Annotated in this window: 10 protein-coding genes, 2 tRNA genes and 2 rRNA genes; 1 reads left to right on the top strand and 13 read right to left on the bottom strand. The window is 56.1% G+C overall.

The features are described 5' to 3' along the window. Nucleotides 1-129: 129 nt before the first annotated feature. The 13 genes from ABIA48_RS19150 to mrcB form a co-directional block, all read right to left on the bottom strand. Nucleotides 130-3,021, bottom strand: a 23S ribosomal RNA gene (locus ABIA48_RS19150). Between the two features lie 245 nt (nt 3,022-3,266). Next, a tRNA-Ala gene (locus ABIA48_RS19145) sits at nt 3,267-3,342 on the bottom strand. A 30-nt stretch (nt 3,343-3,372) separates the two neighbouring features. Next, a tRNA-Ile gene (locus ABIA48_RS19140) sits at nt 3,373-3,449 on the bottom strand. Between the two features lie 81 nt (nt 3,450-3,530). Beyond that, a 16S ribosomal RNA gene (locus ABIA48_RS19135) occupies nt 3,531-5,067 on the bottom strand. Together the 16S and 23S rRNA genes with 2 tRNA genes alongside form the textbook arrangement of a ribosomal RNA operon. A gap of 487 nt (nt 5,068-5,554) precedes the next feature. Then, the gene (msrQ, locus tag ABIA48_RS19130; protein ID WP_429490601.1) at nt 5,555-6,175 is read right to left on the bottom strand and encodes a protein-methionine-sulfoxide reductase heme-binding subunit MsrQ; all 621 of its coding nucleotides are present in this window, start codon (nt 6,173-6,175) and stop codon (nt 5,555-5,557) included. Then, nucleotides 6,175-7,188 carry a protein-methionine-sulfoxide reductase catalytic subunit MsrP gene (gene msrP, locus ABIA48_RS19125; RefSeq protein WP_429490599.1) on the bottom strand — a complete coding sequence of 338 codons (1,014 nt, stop codon included), beginning with the start codon at nt 7,186-7,188 and terminating at the stop codon, nt 6,175-6,177. The genes msrQ and msrP overlap by 1 nt, the downstream gene beginning before the upstream one ends. 58 nt (nt 7,189-7,246) lie before the next feature. After that, on the bottom strand, nt 7,247-8,101 hold the full coding sequence (gene pssA, locus ABIA48_RS19120) for a CDP-diacylglycerol--serine O-phosphatidyltransferase (protein WP_007990089.1): 855 nt from the start codon (nt 8,099-8,101) through the stop codon (nt 7,247-7,249). A 144-nt stretch (nt 8,102-8,245) separates the two neighbouring features. After that, nucleotides 8,246-9,262 (bottom strand): ketol-acid reductoisomerase, encoded by a 1,017-nt coding sequence (gene ilvC, locus ABIA48_RS19115; RefSeq protein ID WP_003228216.1) that lies wholly within the window; start codon nt 9,260-9,262, stop codon nt 8,246-8,248. A 45-nt stretch (nt 9,263-9,307) separates the two neighbouring features. Then, a complete protein-coding gene (ilvN, locus tag ABIA48_RS19110; RefSeq protein WP_003205610.1) occupies nt 9,308-9,799 on the bottom strand; it encodes an acetolactate synthase small subunit in 492 nt (163 codons plus the stop codon). Between the two features lie 2 nt (nt 9,800-9,801). Further along, the gene (locus ABIA48_RS19105) at nt 9,802-11,526 is read right to left on the bottom strand and encodes an acetolactate synthase 3 large subunit (RefSeq protein WP_108232442.1); all 1,725 of its coding nucleotides are present in this window, start codon (nt 11,524-11,526) and stop codon (nt 9,802-9,804) included. Between the two features lie 483 nt (nt 11,527-12,009). Further along, nucleotides 12,010-12,345, bottom strand: a complete 336-nt coding sequence (locus tag ABIA48_RS19100) for a YqcC family protein (protein WP_429490596.1) — start codon at nt 12,343-12,345, stop codon at nt 12,010-12,012. After that, nucleotides 12,345-13,082, bottom strand: coding sequence for a tetratricopeptide repeat protein (locus ABIA48_RS19095; RefSeq protein WP_429490594.1), 738 nt, complete (start codon nt 13,080-13,082; stop codon nt 12,345-12,347). The genes ABIA48_RS19100 and ABIA48_RS19095 overlap by 1 nt, the downstream gene beginning before the upstream one ends. Nucleotides 13,083-13,098: 16 nt before the next feature. Next, nucleotides 13,099-15,417 carry a penicillin-binding protein 1B gene (mrcB, locus tag ABIA48_RS19090; protein WP_429490592.1) on the bottom strand — a complete coding sequence of 773 codons (2,319 nt, stop codon included), beginning with the start codon at nt 15,415-15,417 and terminating at the stop codon, nt 13,099-13,101. A gap of 115 nt (nt 15,418-15,532) precedes the next feature. On the opposite strand from mrcB, the gene ABIA48_RS19085 reads away from it, so the two are divergent. Next, the gene (locus ABIA48_RS19085; RefSeq protein ID WP_429490590.1) at nt 15,533-17,089 is read left to right on the top strand and encodes an AAA family ATPase; all 1,557 of its coding nucleotides are present in this window, start codon (nt 15,533-15,535) and stop codon (nt 17,087-17,089) included. Nucleotides 17,090-17,124: the final 35 nt, after the last annotated feature.

The raw sequence follows: 17,124 nt of genomic DNA, 5'->3' as shown, positions 1-17,124 counted from the left end.
TGGCCTCGCTTCAGCAAATTGGGTAGGTGATAGTTTGGTGTTTTGTGAGCATCTCGAACTTTCGGTTCATTGCGTCTTCACACACCGCAATCTGGCCTCTTCCGAGTTCGCAAATTGCTTGGGTGTTATATGGTCAAGCCTCACGGGCAATTAGTATTGGTTAGCTCAACGCCTCACAGCGCTTACACACCCAACCTATCAACGTCGTAGTCTTCGACGGCCCTTCAGGGAACTCAAGGTTCCAGTGAGATCTCATCTTGAGGCAAGTTTCCCGCTTAGATGCTTTCAGCGGTTATCTTTCCCGAACATAGCTACCCGGCAATGCCACTGGCGTGACAACCGGAACACCAGAGGTTCGTCCACTCCGGTCCTCTCGTACTAGGAGCAGCCCCTCTCAAATCTCAAACGTCCACGGCAGATAGGGACCGAACTGTCTCACGACGTTCTAAACCCAGCTCGCGTACCACTTTAAATGGCGAACAGCCATACCCTTGGGACCGGCTTCAGCCCCAGGATGTGATGAGCCGACATCGAGGTGCCAAACACCGCCGTCGATATGAACTCTTGGGCGGTATCAGCCTGTTATCCCCGGAGTACCTTTTATCCGTTGAGCGATGGCCCTTCCATACAGAACCACCGGATCACTAAGACCTACTTTCGTACCTGCTCGACGTGTCTGTCTCGCAGTCAAGCGCGCTTTTGCCTTTATACTCTACGACCGATTTCCGACCGGTCTGAGCGCACCTTCGTACTCCTCCGTTACTCTTTAGGAGGAGACCGCCCCAGTCAAACTACCCACCATACACTGTCCTCGATCCGGATAACGGACCTGAGTTAGAACCTCAAAGTTGCCAGGGTGGTATTTCAAGGATGGCTCCACGCGAACTGGCGTCCACGCTTCAAAGCCTCCCACCTATCCTACACAAGCAAATTCAAAGTCCAGTGCAAAGCTATAGTAAAGGTTCACGGGGTCTTTCCGTCTAGCCGCGGATACACTGCATCTTCACAGCGATTTCAATTTCACTGAGTCTCGGGTGGAGACAGCGCCGCCATCGTTACGCCATTCGTGCAGGTCGGAACTTACCCGACAAGGAATTTCGCTACCTTAGGACCGTTATAGTTACGGCCGCCGTTTACCGGGGCTTCGATCAAGAGCTTCGCGTTAGCTAACCCCATCAATTAACCTTCCGGCACCGGGCAGGCGTCACACCCTATACGTCCACTTTCGTGTTTGCAGAGTGCTGTGTTTTTAATAAACAGTCGCAGCGGCCTGGTATCTTCGACCGGCGTGGGCTTACGCAGTAAATGCTTCACCCTCACCGGCGCACCTTCTCCCGAAGTTACGGTGCCATTTTGCCTAGTTCCTTCACCCGAGTTCTCTCAAGCGCCTTGGTATTCTCTACCCAACCACCTGTGTCGGTTTGGGGTACGGTTCCTGGTTACCTGAAGCTTAGAAGCTTTTCTTGGAAGCATGGCATCAACCACTTCGTCACCCAGAGGGTAACTCGTCATCAGCTCTCGGCCTTAAGATCCCGGATTTACCTAAGATCTCAGCCTACCACCTTAAACTTGGACAACCAACGCCAAGCTGGCCTAGCCTTCTCCGTCCCTCCATCGCAATAACCAGAAGTACAGGAATATTAACCTGTTTTCCATCGACTACGCTTTTCAGCCTCGCCTTAGGGACCGACTAACCCTGCGTCGATTAACGTTGCGCAGGAAACCTTGGTCTTTCGGCGTGGGTGTTTTTCACACCCATTGTCGTTACTCATGTCAGCATTCGCACTTCTGATACCTCCAGCAAGCTTCTCAACTCACCTTCACAGGCTTACAGAACGCTCCTCTACCGCATCACCTAAGTGATACCCGTAGCTTCGGTGTATGGTTTGAGCCCCGTTACATCTTCCGCGCAGGCCGACTCGACTAGTGAGCTATTACGCTTTCTTTAAAGGGTGGCTGCTTCTAAGCCAACCTCCTAGCTGTCTAAGCCTTCCCACATCGTTTCCCACTTAACCATAACTTTGGGACCTTAGCTGACGGTCTGGGTTGTTTCCCTTTTCACGACGGACGTTAGCACCCGCCGTGTGTCTCCCATGCTCGGCACTTGTAGGTATTCGGAGTTTGCATCGGTTTGGTAAGTCGGGATGACCCCCTAGCCGAAACAGTGCTCTACCCCCTACAGTGATACATGAGGCGCTACCTAAATAGCTTTCGAGGAGAACCAGCTATCTCCGAGCTTGATTAGCCTTTCACTCCGATCCACAGGTCATCCGCTAACTTTTCAACGGTAGTCGGTTCGGTCCTCCAGTCAGTGTTACCTAACCTTCAACCTGCCCATGGATAGATCGCCCGGTTTCGGGTCTATTCCCAGCGACTAGACGCCCTATTAAGACTCGCTTTCGCTACGCCTCCCCTATTCGGTTAAGCTCGCCACTGAAAATAAGTCGCTGACCCATTATACAAAAGGTACGCAGTCACCCAACAAAGTGGGCTCCCACTGCTTGTACGCATACGGTTTCAGGATCTATTTCACTCCCCTCTCCGGGGTTCTTTTCGCCTTTCCCTCACGGTACTAGTTCACTATCGGTCAGTCAGTAGTATTTAGCCTTGGAGGATGGTCCCCCCATATTCAGACAAAGTTTCTCGTGCTCCGTCCTACTCGATTTCATGACCAAGAGATTTTCGCGTACAGGGCTATCACCCACTATGGCCGCACTTTCCAGAGCGTTCCGCTAATCTCAAAGCCACTTAAGGGCTAGTCCCCGTTCGCTCGCCACTACTAAGGGAATCTCGGTTGATTTCTTTTCCTCAGGGTACTTAGATGTTTCAGTTCCCCTGGTTCGCCTCTTGCACCTATGTATTCAGTACAAGATAACCATCTTATGATGGCTGGGTTCCCCCATTCAGACATCTCCGGATCAAAGTCTGTTTGCCGACTCCCCGAAGCTTTTCGCAGGCTACCACGTCTTTCATCGCCTCTGACTGCCAAGGCATCCACCGTATGCGCTTCTTCACTTGACCATATAACCCCAAGCAATCTGGTTATACTGTGAAGACGACATTCGCCGAAAATTCGATTGCGCTCCTAAGAGCCACTCACAAATTTTACCTTAGCCTGATCCGTTACCAGTGAAAGTAACGTTCAGTCTATCTTTCTATCACATACCCAAATTTTTAAAGAACGAACTAGTCAAAGACTAGAAATCAACATTCATCATCGTCTCGATGGAATGCTCATTTCTAAGCTTTTACAACAGAAGCAGTAGTGGTGGAGCCAAACGGGATCGAACCGTTGACCTCCTGCGTGCAAGGCAGGCGCTCTCCCAGCTGAGCTATGGCCCCGTATTTCTACAGGCGTTTCCCACACAAAATTGGTGGGTCTGGGCAGATTCGAACTGCCGACCTCACCCTTATCAGGGGTGCGCTCTAACCAACTGAGCTACAGACCCAATTTCGGGCTGCTTCTTATCGTCTTCTTCAATGAATCAAGCAATTCGTGTGGGAGCTCATGGAGCAGCTGAGTCGTCGATTAAGGAGGTGATCCAGCCGCAGGTTCCCCTACGGCTACCTTGTTACGACTTCACCCCAGTCATGAATCACACCGTGGTAACCGTCCTCCCGAAGGTTAGACTAGCTACTTCTGGTGCAACCCACTCCCATGGTGTGACGGGCGGTGTGTACAAGGCCCGGGAACGTATTCACCGCGACATTCTGATTCGCGATTACTAGCGATTCCGACTTCACGCAGTCGAGTTGCAGACTGCGATCCGGACTACGATCGGTTTTGTGGGATTAGCTCCACCTCGCGGCTTGGCAACCCTCTGTACCGACCATTGTAGCACGTGTGTAGCCCAGGCCGTAAGGGCCATGATGACTTGACGTCATCCCCACCTTCCTCCGGTTTGTCACCGGCAGTCTCCTTAGAGTGCCCACCATAACGTGCTGGTAACTAAGGACAAGGGTTGCGCTCGTTACGGGACTTAACCCAACATCTCACGACACGAGCTGACGACAGCCATGCAGCACCTGTCTCAATGCTCCCGAAGGCACCAATCCATCTCTGGAAAGTTCATTGGATGTCAAGGCCTGGTAAGGTTCTTCGCGTTGCTTCGAATTAAACCACATGCTCCACCGCTTGTGCGGGCCCCCGTCAATTCATTTGAGTTTTAACCTTGCGGCCGTACTCCCCAGGCGGTCAACTTAATGCGTTAGCTGCGCCACTAAGAGCTCAAGGCTCCCAACGGCTAGTTGACATCGTTTACGGCGTGGACTACCAGGGTATCTAATCCTGTTTGCTCCCCACGCTTTCGCACCTCAGTGTCAGTATCAGTCCAGGTGGTCGCCTTCGCCACTGGTGTTCCTTCCTATATCTACGCATTTCACCGCTACACAGGAAATTCCACCACCCTCTACCATACTCTAGCTTGTCAGTTTTGAATGCAGTTCCCAGGTTGAGCCCGGGGCTTTCACATCCAACTTAACAAACCACCTACGCGCGCTTTACGCCCAGTAATTCCGATTAACGCTTGCACCCTCTGTATTACCGCGGCTGCTGGCACAGAGTTAGCCGGTGCTTATTCTGTCGGTAACGTCAAAACACTAACGTATTAGGTTAATGCCCTTCCTCCCAACTTAAAGTGCTTTACAATCCGAAGACCTTCTTCACACACGCGGCATGGCTGGATCAGGCTTTCGCCCATTGTCCAATATTCCCCACTGCTGCCTCCCGTAGGAGTCTGGACCGTGTCTCAGTTCCAGTGTGACTGATCATCCTCTCAGACCAGTTACGGATCGTCGCCTTGGTGAGCCATTACCTCACCAACTAGCTAATCCGACCTAGGCTCATCTGATAGCGCAAGGCCCGAAGGTCCCCTGCTTTCTCCCGTAGGACGTATGCGGTATTAGCGTTCCTTTCGAAACGTTGTCCCCCACTACCAGGCAGATTCCTAGGCATTACTCACCCGTCCGCCGCTGAATCAAGGAGCAAGCTCCTCTCATCCGCTCGACTTGCATGTGTTAGGCCTGCCGCCAGCGTTCAATCTGAGCCATGATCAAACTCTTCAGTTCAAACATCTTTGGGTTTTGAGAAAACCCTAAACTTGGCTCAGCAATCGTTGGTTACATCTTTGATTTCTCGCGGAGTAACTTGTGATGCTGATAATCTGTTGACTAGCAGTCTGACTCCACAAGCACCCACACGAATTGCTTGATTCAGTTGTTAAAGAGCGGTTGGTTAAGAGCTTTTCGTCTCAACCGAGGCGCGCATTCTACAGCAGCCTCATTTGCTGTCAAGTGATTATTTTCCGAAGTTTTCAAAGTTTCCTTTGTAACTTCAACCACTTGCGCTTCCGATCTCTCGTCAGCGGGAGGCGAATTCTACAGCGTTACTCGCTGCTGTCAACACCTCTTTTTCAACTTCCTTTCGGCTTCGATGACCTGAAGCAACTGACTGCCGAAAACTGCGTAACTCTTTGTTTACCAAGGAGTTTTCCGTTTCGACTGCGCCGGAAGTGGGGCGAATTATAGACACCTGAGATCTGCCGTCAACACCTATTTACGCCTTTTTGGCAGAAGAGGCCTTTTTAGCCATTAAACGCGGGATTCGACGGGCTAAAGGCGGTAGCCGCAGCACTGACAGCAGCGCACCTATACATGCATAGATCGCCCACTCTTTCAGATCCGCACGCACAATCCAGAGCATATGCAGCAATCCGAGTCCAAGAATTACATAAGCCAGACGATGCAACCTCTTCCAACTCGCCCGCAATCGTCGCTGACTATATCGATTGGACGTCACCGCCAATGCCAGCAAACCAAGAAAGCCCAGCGCCCCGACAATAATGTAAGGCCGCTTGCGCAACTCGACACCCAGCTGCGACCAGTCAAAACCAAGAATGAATGCGCAATAACTACTGAGGTGGAGCAGCACATAGGCAAAACACCACAACCCCAACTGTCGCCGTACAGCAAACCACCCCGACCAACCGGTGAGCGTCTGCAAAGGCGTCATGCTCAACGTTACAAGCAGCAGAACAAGCGCCCCCAAACCCAATCGGTCCACCAGCACCTTGCCTGGATCCGGCCCGAGGAGTTCTTCCCAAGCCTGGTACAACCACAGCAGCGGCCACACCAGCGCCACGACAAAGACGCCGATACGCCAAAACGGATGACGCATCAGTAATTCTTCCTCAGGTCGAGCCCCGTATATAGAGAAGCGACTTCTTCTGAATAGCCGTTGAACATTTGCGTGTCGCGTACATTGGGCTTGAACAAACCGCTGGGCAGACGGCGTTCACGAGCCTGAGTCCAGCGAGGATGATCAACAGCGGGGTTCACATTCGCATAAAAGCCATATTCATCCGAAGCAATGCTCTGCCAGGTCGTTTTCGGCTGCTCGCTGACCAGACTGATGCGGACAATGGATTTGATGCTCTTGAAGCCATATTTCCAAGGCACTACCAAACGCAGCGGCGCACCGTTCTGATTAGGCAACTCACGCCCGTACATTCCAACGGCAAGAATCGCCAACGGATTCATCGCCTCATCCAGACGCAGCCCTTCTATATATGGCCAGTCGATCAAGGCAAAACCGGAACGCTGGCCCGGCATGCTTTTGGGATCCAGCAGGGTTTCGAAACGGATGAATCTGGCTTTCGAGGTCGGCTCGACTTCCTTGAGCAACGCCGAGAGGGGAAAACCGATCCAGGGAAGGACCATCGACCAAGCTTCCACACAGCGCAGGCGGTAGATTCGCTCTTCCAACTGATACGGTTTCATGAAGTCTTCCAGCGCATACCGCCCCGGCTTGCCCACCTCCCCGTCCACTACCACCGACCACGGCTCCGTCTTCAGCGTGACGGCATTGGCAGCAGGATCCCCCTTGTCGGTGCCGAACTCGTAGAAGTTGTTGTAATGAGTCGCATCCTTGAAAGGCGTGATCGCCTCATCCTTGACGTTGACCGCGCCCCACCGGGTAGCCGGAAGCTTTTCGCTGAACCAGGAAGGCGCCTTGCCGGGATCAACATCCGGGTAACGCGCAGCATCGCCAGCGCTGGCCCATTGGGGCAGGCTGCCCAAAGCGAAGCCGGCAACCGTGGCACTGAGCACATTGCGCCGAGATAGATAGAGGGATTCAGGCGTGACGTCCGACTCATGGCAGTCGGACGCTTTGGAGACTTTGATCAGCATGGTTACTCCGCAGCTCTGGAGGACAGATGCACCCATAGACTGCGGAGTATGAGGGAAATTACACGCTCTTGTTACGACGAAGACGTAACAGGTATTGAAACGGGCCGGAGGCTGCATAGGCGAGAAACACCAGCAACAGGATGCGCGGCGGATCACTGAACACGACCGCGAACACCAGTACCACCGCGAGTATCGCAACGAATGGCACCCGCCCCTTCAGGTCCAGCTCCTTGAAGCTGTTGTACTTGATGTTGCTGACCATCAGCATGCCGGCCGCAGCCACCATCAACGCAACCAGGAAAGACATTTTGGAACCCTGGATGCCGTAATCGCTGAACGCCCAGACAATGCCTGCAACAACACCCGCAGCTGCCGGGCTGGCCAGACCGATGAAGTAGCGCTTGTCCGCCGTACCGACCTGAGTATTGAAGCGTGCAAGACGCAACGCCGCACCCGCGACATAAATGAAGGCGACCATCCAGCCAACCTTGCCCATGTCACCCAAGGCCCAACCAAAGGCCAGCAATGCCGGCGCAACGCCAAAGGCAACCATGTCCGACAGCGAATCATATTCGGCGCCGAAGGCACTCTGGGTATTGGTCATGCGAGCGACGCGACCATCGAGGCCATCGAGCACCATGGCAACGAAAATCGCGATGGCTGCAAAAGCAAAGTACTTGCTCGCATTGACCGAGTCGCCGGCGCTCAAGGCAGCCTGGGCACTCATCGAGTTGATGATGGAATAGAACCCCGCGAACAGGTTCGCAGTGGTGAACAGATTCGGCAGAAGATAGATACCACGATGCCGGACTTTACGACCTTCAGCGTCATGCCCTTCCTCGACATGTTCATCGATGGGCAGCAGGCTTTCGGCGTCAGAAGCCTGGTTTGGCTCTTCGGGGCGTTCGCTCATGGACATTACCTTGCAACGGGGTGGAAAGTTTGGACAGGTGTCTGGGACGACGGTTCGGCCGCAAACGATGCAGCTTTATACCAGAACCGGCCTCCCAAACGAAAAACGCGGCCTGGGCCGCGTTTTTTCGTACAAGTGCGTGACTTAGTTTTTGGCTTTGTCGACGATCTTGTTGGCACCGATCCACGGCATCATGGAGCGCAGTTGCTCGCCGATGATTTCGATACCGTGAGCGGCGTTGTTACGACGCTTGGCGGTCATCGAAGGATAGCCGGTAGCGCCTTCGCTGATGAACATCTTGGCGTATTCGCCGTCCTGAATACGTTTCAGGGCGTTGCGCATGGCCTGACGGGATTCGGCGTTGATGACTTCCGGGCCGGTCACGTACTCGCCGTATTCGGCGTTGTTGGAGATCGAGTAGTTCATGTTGGCGATGCCGCCTTCGTACATGAGGTCAACGATCAACTTCAGTTCGTGCAGGCACTCGAAGTAGGCCATTTCCGGCGCGTAGCCAGCTTCGACCAGAGTTTCGAAACCGGCTTTGACCAGTTCAACGGTACCGCCGCACAGAACGGCTTGCTCGCCGAACAGGTCGGTTTCAGTCTCGTCCTTGAAGGTGGTTTCGATGATGCCGGTACGACCGCCGCCAACGCCGGCCGCGTAGGACAGAGCGACGTTCTTGGCGTTGCCCGAGGCGTCCTGATAGATAGCGATCAGGTCAGGGATACCGCCGCCCTTCACGAACTCGGAACGTACGGTGTGGCCTGGGGCCTTCGGCGCGATCATGATCACGTCGAGGTCTGCGCGCGGCACAACCTGGTTGTAGTGGATCGCGAAGCCGTGGGAGAAGGCCAGGGTGGCGCCTTTCTTGATGTTTGGCTCGATTTCGTTCTTGTACAGGGAGGACTGGAATTCGTCCGGGGTCAGGATCATGACCAGGTCGGCAGCCGCGACAGCGGAAGCAACGTCGGTCACTTTCAGGCCGTGGGCTTCAGCCTTGGCAACGGTAGCCGAACCTTTACGCAGGCCAACAGTCACGTCAACGCCGGAGTCTTTCAGGTTGCACGCTTGAGCGTGACCCTGGGAACCGTAACCGATGATGGCAACTTTCTTGCCCTGGATGATCGACAGGTCGCAGTCTTTATCGTAGAAAACTTTCATGAATTTCCCCTATATCAGGCCGTTCAGGCCGTTCGCTAATTTGGTTTAGATGCTGAGTACTTTGTCGCCGCGGGCAATGCCGGTCACGCCACTACGGACGGTTTCCAGAATCGAGGCGGTGCCAATGGACTGAATGAAGCTGTCGAGCTTGTCGCTGGTACCGGTCAGTTGAACGGTATACACGCTGGCGCTGACATCGACGATCTGTCCACGGTAAATATCGGTAGTGCGTTTGATCTCGGCGCGCTGGGCGCCGGTGGCCTTGACCTTGACCAGCATCAGTTCGCGCTCGATGTGAGCACTCTCCGACAGGTCGACCAGTTTTACCACTTCGATCAGCTTGTTCAGGTTCTTGGTGATCTGCTCGATGATTTCATCGTGGCCAACTGTGGTCAGCGTCAGACGCGACAAGGTCGGGTCTTCGGTCGGCGCAACGGTCAGGCTTTCGATGTTGTAGTTGCGCTGCGAGAACAGACCAACCACACGAGACAGAGCGCCAGGTTCGTTTTCCAGAAGCAAGGAAATAATGTGCCGCATGATTAGGTACGCTCCGTCTTGCTCAGCCACATATCGCGCATGGAGCCGTCTTTGATTTGCATCGGGTAGACGTGCTCGCTGGTATCGACCGAAATATCGATCACTACCAGGCGATCTTTCATGGCGAACGCCTCTTCCATCTTCGACTTCAAATCTTTCGATTCAGTGATGCGTACGCCGACGTGACCATAGGCCTCAGCCAGCTTGACGAAGTCAGGCAACGACTCCATGTAGGAGTGCGAGTGACGGCTGCCATAGCTCATGTCCTGCCACTGCCGAACCATGCCCAGCACGCCGTTGTTCAGGATGACGATTTTTACCGGCAAACCGTATTGCAGGCAGGTGGACAGTTCCTGAATGTTCATCTGGATGCTGCCTTCGCCCGTTACACAGGCGACGTCCGCATCCGGGAAGCTCAACTGAATGCCCATGGCCGCAGGGAAACCGAAGCCCATGGTGCCGAGGCCACCAGAGTTGATCCAGCGATTCGGCTTGTTGAACTTGTAGTACTGCGCGGCGAACATTTGGTGCTGACCAACGTCGGAGGTCACAAAGGCGTCGCCCTTGGTCACTTCGCACAGGGTTTCGATCACTGTTTGCGGCTTGATCTTGCTGCCGTCGCCCTTGTCATACGGGAACAGGCCGCGATCACCGCGCCACTCGTCAACCTGCTTCCACCAGCTGGCAACGGACTCCTTGTTCGGGGTCTCGCCGATTTCCTTGAGGATCGCGACCATTTCAGTCAGGACGCTCTCAACCGGACCAACGATAGGCACGTCGGCCTTGATGGTCTTGGAGATCGAAGCCGGGTCGATGTCGATGTGAATGATCTTGGCGTTCGGGCAGAACTTCGACGCACCGTTGATGACACGGTCGTCGAAACGCGCGCCGACAGCGAGGATCACGTCAGCATGGTGCATCGCCAGGTTGGCGGTGTAGCTGCCGTGCATGCCGAGCATGCCGATGAACTGACGGTCGGTGCCAGGGTAGCCACCGAGGCCCATCAGGGTATTGGTCACTGGCAGATTGAGCATCTTCGCCAGTTCGGTCAGTGGTGCGGAACCGCCACCAAGGATCACGCCGCCGCCCGAGTACAACACAGGGCGCTTGGCCGCCAGGAGCATTTCTGCCGCCTTGCGGATTTGACCGGAGTGACCGCGAACAGCCGGGCTGTAGGAACGCAGCTTGGCTTTTTTCGGGAAGACGTATTCGAACTTCTCGGCCGGGTTGGTCATGTCTTTCGGGATATCGACAACGACCGGACCAGGACGACCGGATTGCGCCAGGTAGAAGGCTTTCTTCATGACTTCCGGGATTTCCGACGCGTGCTTGATCATGAAGCTGTGCTTCACGATCGGTCGGGAGATACCGATCATGTCGGTTTCCTGGAACGCATCGGTGCCGACCATGGTGCTCGGCACCTGGCCGGAAATGACCACCATCGGAATGGAGTCCATGTAGGCCGTGGCAATACCGGTGATGGCGTTTGTCGCGCCAGGCCCGGAAGTCACCAGTACCACACCGGCTTTACCGGTGGCACGGGCGTAGCCGTCAGCCATATGGGTAGCCGCTTGTTCGTGACGAACCAGGATGTGGGTCACTTCCGGTTCTTTGAACAGGGCATCGTAAACATGAAGAAGAGCACCACCCGGGTACCCGTAGATATATTTGACGCCTTCGTCGCGCAAAAAGCGGACGAGCATCTCACCGCCAGATAAAAGCTCCACGTTGCTCACCTCTAAAACGCCAGAATACCGCCCACGAAAAATGGGACGGGTCTTAATAGGTTTACTTCTCGGCAGAGCATGAGCGACGGTGGTCGCCGACTACGTCAGCACTGACTGAGCAAGTATTGGGATCGTCCCAAGTGTTGCGGGCCTTTCCCACCCAGCGCGAGGTAACGCGTTGCGGGTGTAACAGGTCGACGCGGATATGCGCCTCATGATCTGCTGAGAGGGTCTGCTTCTGGCAGTCCCTGTACAGCGGACTTTGGATTCTTCTGTTTCGTCCTTCGCAAGTCAAGTCGTCTATGTGCTTTATTCTACTAAGCACATGAGAACGCAAGAAAAAACCCGTAAATCAGCCCTGTGTTAGCTTCGATTGCGCAACTTTTGGCAAAAAATTGGCACGCGCATGCACTTCCCCTGCAGCGGCCGACAAAATAAAGAGATATTGTGAACAACTGCCAGCGGACGCTGGCAGCTTCTGGCTCAGCGAGACGCTGTGATCAACTGATCAAACTGTTTGAGCAACACTTGCAACTGCCGGTCCTTGCCCTGGACATTGCGTCCGGCAAAGACCATTTCAGCCATGTCCTGAATGCCCGAAGCGTTGGGTAGCGGCAAATCCTGTTCAAGGATCATCTTCATGCGTGGCAGGAAGATCCATTGCAGCCATTGCTCGAAATCCAGTGTATCGACCGAAAACGGCTCGACACTGGAAAGCGCTTCAGCGGATGGCGAGACTTCATCCCACCATCCTTGCACCCGCAACTCGCGCTCGATCAACAACAGTTGATCGGCGATTTTTAGAAAACGCGCGTCCATCACCCCGTTACCTTGGCCTTCTGACGAGCCAATGCCGCGCCCTGGGAGTCACCCTGTTTTTCACGCGCCTGACCAATCAGTTCCCACAAGTTGGCCTGAAGGGCCGGACGGCCATTGGCAAAGGTCAACCCACGGCGAGCGAACTGCTCGGCTTGCGCCGCATCGCCTTGAGCCATCCGCACCTGCGCCAGGCGATAAAGCACCTGCGGCTCACGCGGGGCAACGCGCTGGGCGCGTTCGAGGCTGGAGGAGGCGCCATTGAGATCACCGCTCGCCTGTTGCTGTTGAGCGGTGGTCAGCAAGGCCAATACCGGGCCGTCCAGTTGCTCGTCCGCAGAAAGTCCGCCCGAACTGGCCGATGGAATCCCGCTCGGCGACGACGGCATGTTGTAGCTGCCCTGATTGATCGGCGTCGATTGAATCGGCGACGTGTCAATCGGCCCCGGCGTGATCGGACCCGGGGTTATCGGCGTGGTGCTGATCGGCGTTGAAGTCGTTGCCGCGCCTGGCACCATTACCACTACACCGCTGTCACCTTGCGGAATCGCCTGTGTCCGGGACTGTCCCTGTGCAGGGCGCTTGACGGTCGTCTGGCGGAAGCCGCCATTGGCCGAGATCCGCTCACTGTTGGACACGGCGGTGCCGGAGTCCACGACCGGGATCGAGCCACGTTGTACGGTGGAGCAACCGCTGAGCAAAGCTACGGCGGCAACCGCTGGAATCAACCACTTGTTCACTTGAAACCCTCTTTGCTTAATTCATCCAGCCCTTGACCCAATCCATCACCGACTCAGCAGGGTTTTCACCACCGCAAGCGACGCCGGGAGGCGGTTCGCTGCCGCGAATATACGGCATCTGCACGGCACCTGGGCAACCGGCGTCAGAACCTTGCCCGGTACGGGAATCGACCCAGGCCTGAACAATATTATCCGGCTGCGGCATGTCCAGCGGCAACGGGTCGGCCTTGCGCATGAAGCTGGTCCAGACCTGCAAGGCTCCGGTGGCGCCGGTAAAAGGCGTCTTGCCGTTGTCATCGCGCCCCAGCCAGACCACCGCCAGCAAGTCCTGACTGAAACCGGCAAACCAACTGTCTCGCGAGTCGTTACTGGTACCGGTTTTACCCGCCAGGGTCAGGGTCCTTGGCAACACGTTGTAAACCGAGCTGCCGGTACCTTCACGCATCACACGCTGCATGGCGCTCTGGATCAGGTAAATGGAGGCCGGATCGAATCGCTGCTGAATCTGGAACGGATAACGCTTGAGCGGCTCGCCCTCGGCAGTCAGCACGCTACGAATCCCGCGCATCGGCGTATTGAAGCCGCCGTTGGCGAGAGTCTGGTACATGGTCGCCACTTCGATCGGCGTCATCCCGCCAGCGCCGAGCAACATCGACGGGAAGGCCGGGAATTCACGAGACACCCCCAGGCGCGCCAGCGTTTTCAGGACGTTCGGCACACCGACCGCCAAACCGAGACGCGCGGTCGACAGGTTGTAGGAATGCGCCAGACCTTGATAGAGGAAGACCGTACCGTGAGAACGACGATCGTAGTTCTGCGGTTTCCAGACCTGACCATCGGCGCCCTTGACCGAGAAGGACTCGTCCGACAGCCAACTGGTCAATGTGTACTGGCTCGGCTTCTCCAGCGCCGTCAGATAAACCGCCGGCTTGATCAGCGAGCCAATCGGCCGCACAGCATCCAGCGCCCGGTTGAACCCGGCAAAACTGGCCTGGCGACTGCCGATCATGGCCTGCACTTCACCGGTCTCCGGATTGGTCACGACCATTGCCGCTTCGACGTCATCGGAACCCTTGCGCCCCGACAGACGCTTGAAGGTGTCGTTGACCGAGGCCTCAGCCTTCATCTGCAGGATCGGGTCGAAACTGGTGAAGATCCGCAGCCCTTCCTCGGTCAAGTCTTCGTCGCGATAGTCTTCACGCAACTGACGCTTGACCAGATCCAGAAAGCCGGGGAACGAGCTGTCCGCCAGACTGCCGCGCTTGGTCACGCCCAGCGGCATTTTCTTCGCCGCCTCAACCTGCTCGGCAGTCGCGACGCCCTGCTCCTGCAGCACATCGAGTACCAGGTTACGCCGCTCAAGGGCGCGCTCCGGATTACGGCGCGGATTGTAGGAGGATGGCCCCTTGACCATGCCCACCAGCAACGCCACCTGATGCAACTTGAGTTCGGCCAGCGGCTGGCTGAAGAAGAACTGACTGGCCAGACCGAAACCATGCACCGCGCGCTGGCCGTCCTGCCCGATAAACACTTCGTTGAGGTAAGCCTCAAGGATTTCGCGCTTGTCGTAATGCAGTTCAAGCAGCAGCGCCATCATCGCTTCGGTGAGCTTGCGGCTCAGGCTGCGCTCGTTGGTCAGATAGAAGTTCTTGACCAACTGCTGAGTCAGGGTACTGCCGCCCTGGCGCATGCGCCCGGACGAGCCATTGACCCAGATCGCCCGGGCGATCGACTTCGGCGAAACACCAAAGTGATGGTAAAAATCGCGATCCTCGACCGCCACCAGGGTGTCGAGCAAATACGGCGGCACCTGATCGATCTTGATCAGGATCCGGTCCTCGAGGTTTTTCGGGTACAGACCGCCGATCAGCAGCGGCTCCAGGCGCACCACCGAAAGTTTCGAACCTTTTGCGCCCGACAACTCGGCCACGTAATCGCCGGAGAAGCGCACCCGCACCGGTTGTGCCTGCTCCATGCCTTCATAGAACTGGAAGCCACGGGTGTTCAGGTCAACGGTATTGCCGTTGACCGACGCCGCGCCCGGACCGTTGGCCACGCTTTCACGGCGATAACCCAGGGCATCGAGCTCGGTCAGGAAATCATCCCGGCTCAGCTTTTGTCCGACGAACAGCTCGAGCGGACGTGCGTAAACCTTGGCCGGAATCGTCCAGCGCTTGCCGGAGAACTTCTCCTGGACGATTGCATCAAGGTAAACGGCGAATCCGGCCAGCACTACCAGGCCAACCAGACTGAGTTTAATGGCCCAGCCCAGCCACGGGCGCAGGCCCCTGGAGGGTGGTTTTTTTGGGGTACGGGGAGTTCGAGTACGAGTCATGGCGGCGGATTATACGCACTTTATTCATACTCAACAGGAGCGCTCCGAGGTTTGCGTCAAGCGGACTTGCAGCCATAATGACGGCCTTGATTTTCCAGACTCTGAAGGATCGCCTGTGAGCCAGACCTTGATCGCTGCCCTGCAAAACCCTGCCCTCTACCCGCACCCGGTAGAAGGATTCCAGGTCATCGAAACCCATATCTCCTGGGTCATTCTCACCGGCCCCTTCGCTTATAAAGTGAAGAAACCGGTCAACTTCGGTTTTCTCGACTTTACCGGCCTTGAGGCTCGCGAACATTTTTGCGCTGAAGAGCTGCGCCTGAACCAGCGCCTGACCGACGATTTGTACCTGGAAGTGCTGCCCGTCACCGGCAGCGCCGAGGCTCCGCAATTGGGTGGCGAAGGCCCGGCCATCGAATATGTACTGAAAATGCGCCAGTTCCCGCAAAACGGATTACTGAGCACCCTTCAAGCCAATGGCGAACTGACTACCGCGCACATCGACGAGATGGCTGAGCAAATCGCTCGCTTCCACCTCAGCGCACCAAAAGTGCCGGCCGGACACGAAGCAGGCACACCGGACAGCGTCATGGCACCGGTGCGGCAGAACTTCGAACAGATCCGTCCGTTCCTCAGCGATAAAGTTGACCTGTTGCAACTCGACGCCCTGCAAGCCTGGGCCGAAAGCAGCTTCGAGCGCCTCAAACCGCTGTTCGCCCAGCGCAAGGCCGAAGGTTTCATTCGTGAATGCCATGGTGATATCCACCTGGGCAACGCCACCGTGATCGACGGCAAGGTCGTGATCTTCGACTGCATCGAGTTCAACGAACCGTTTCGCTTTACCGACGTTTATGCCGACACCGGCTTCCTGGCGATGGACCTGGAAGATCGCGGACTGAAGTGCCTGGCGCGGCGTTTCATCAGCCAGTACCTGGAGCTGACCGGCGACTATCGCGGTCTCGAACTGCTGAATTTCTATAAAGCTTACCGCGCACTGGTTCGCGCCAAGGTCGCCCTGTTCAGCATGCCGGCAGAAGCGACTGCGGTGCAGCGCGCCACGACCCTGCGCCAGTACCGCAACTACGCCAACCTGGCGGAAAGCTACAGCACTATTCCTTCGCGCTTCATGGCCATTACCCACGGTGTTTCCGCTGTCGGCAAGAGCCATGTCGCCATGCGTTTGGTCGAAGCCCTGGGCGCGATTCGCCTGCGCTCCGATGTCGAGCGCAAGCGCCTGTTCGGCGAGCAAACCGTCGAGAATGACGTACAGGCCGGCATCTACAGTGCCGACGCCAGCACCGCCACCTATGCCCGTCTACACGAAATCGCCGACGTCATTCTGCGCGCGGGTTTCCCGGTGGTGGTCGACGCCACTTACCTCAAGCGTGATCAGCGCGACAGTGCTGCGAAGGTTGCCGAGGCCACGGGCGCACCGTTCCTGATCCTCGACTGCAATGCGCCACAGGCCGTGATCGAAAGCTGGCTGGCCTTGCGCCAGGCAGACAAAAAGGACCCGTCCGATGCCACCCTGGCCGTTATCGCAGCCCAACAAGCCAGCCGTGAAGCGCTGACCCCCGCAGAAATCCTCTGCAGCAAGCGCGTCCAGACCAATGAAAGCGGGACGCTCGATACCGTTGTCGCGCAAATTCGCCAGCGTCTTCCGGGTCTGTAAGAAACTATTTCAGTCGTGAGGCCCGCGCTGGCTTC

It is taken from the genome of Pseudomonas sp. S30_BP2TU TE3576 (genome assembly GCF_050436025.1).
GTDB lineage: Bacteria > Pseudomonadota > Gammaproteobacteria > Pseudomonadales > Pseudomonadaceae > Aquipseudomonas.
The sequence above is the reverse complement of the archived record's forward strand: the minus strand, read 5'-3'. Positions and strand labels throughout refer to the sequence as shown.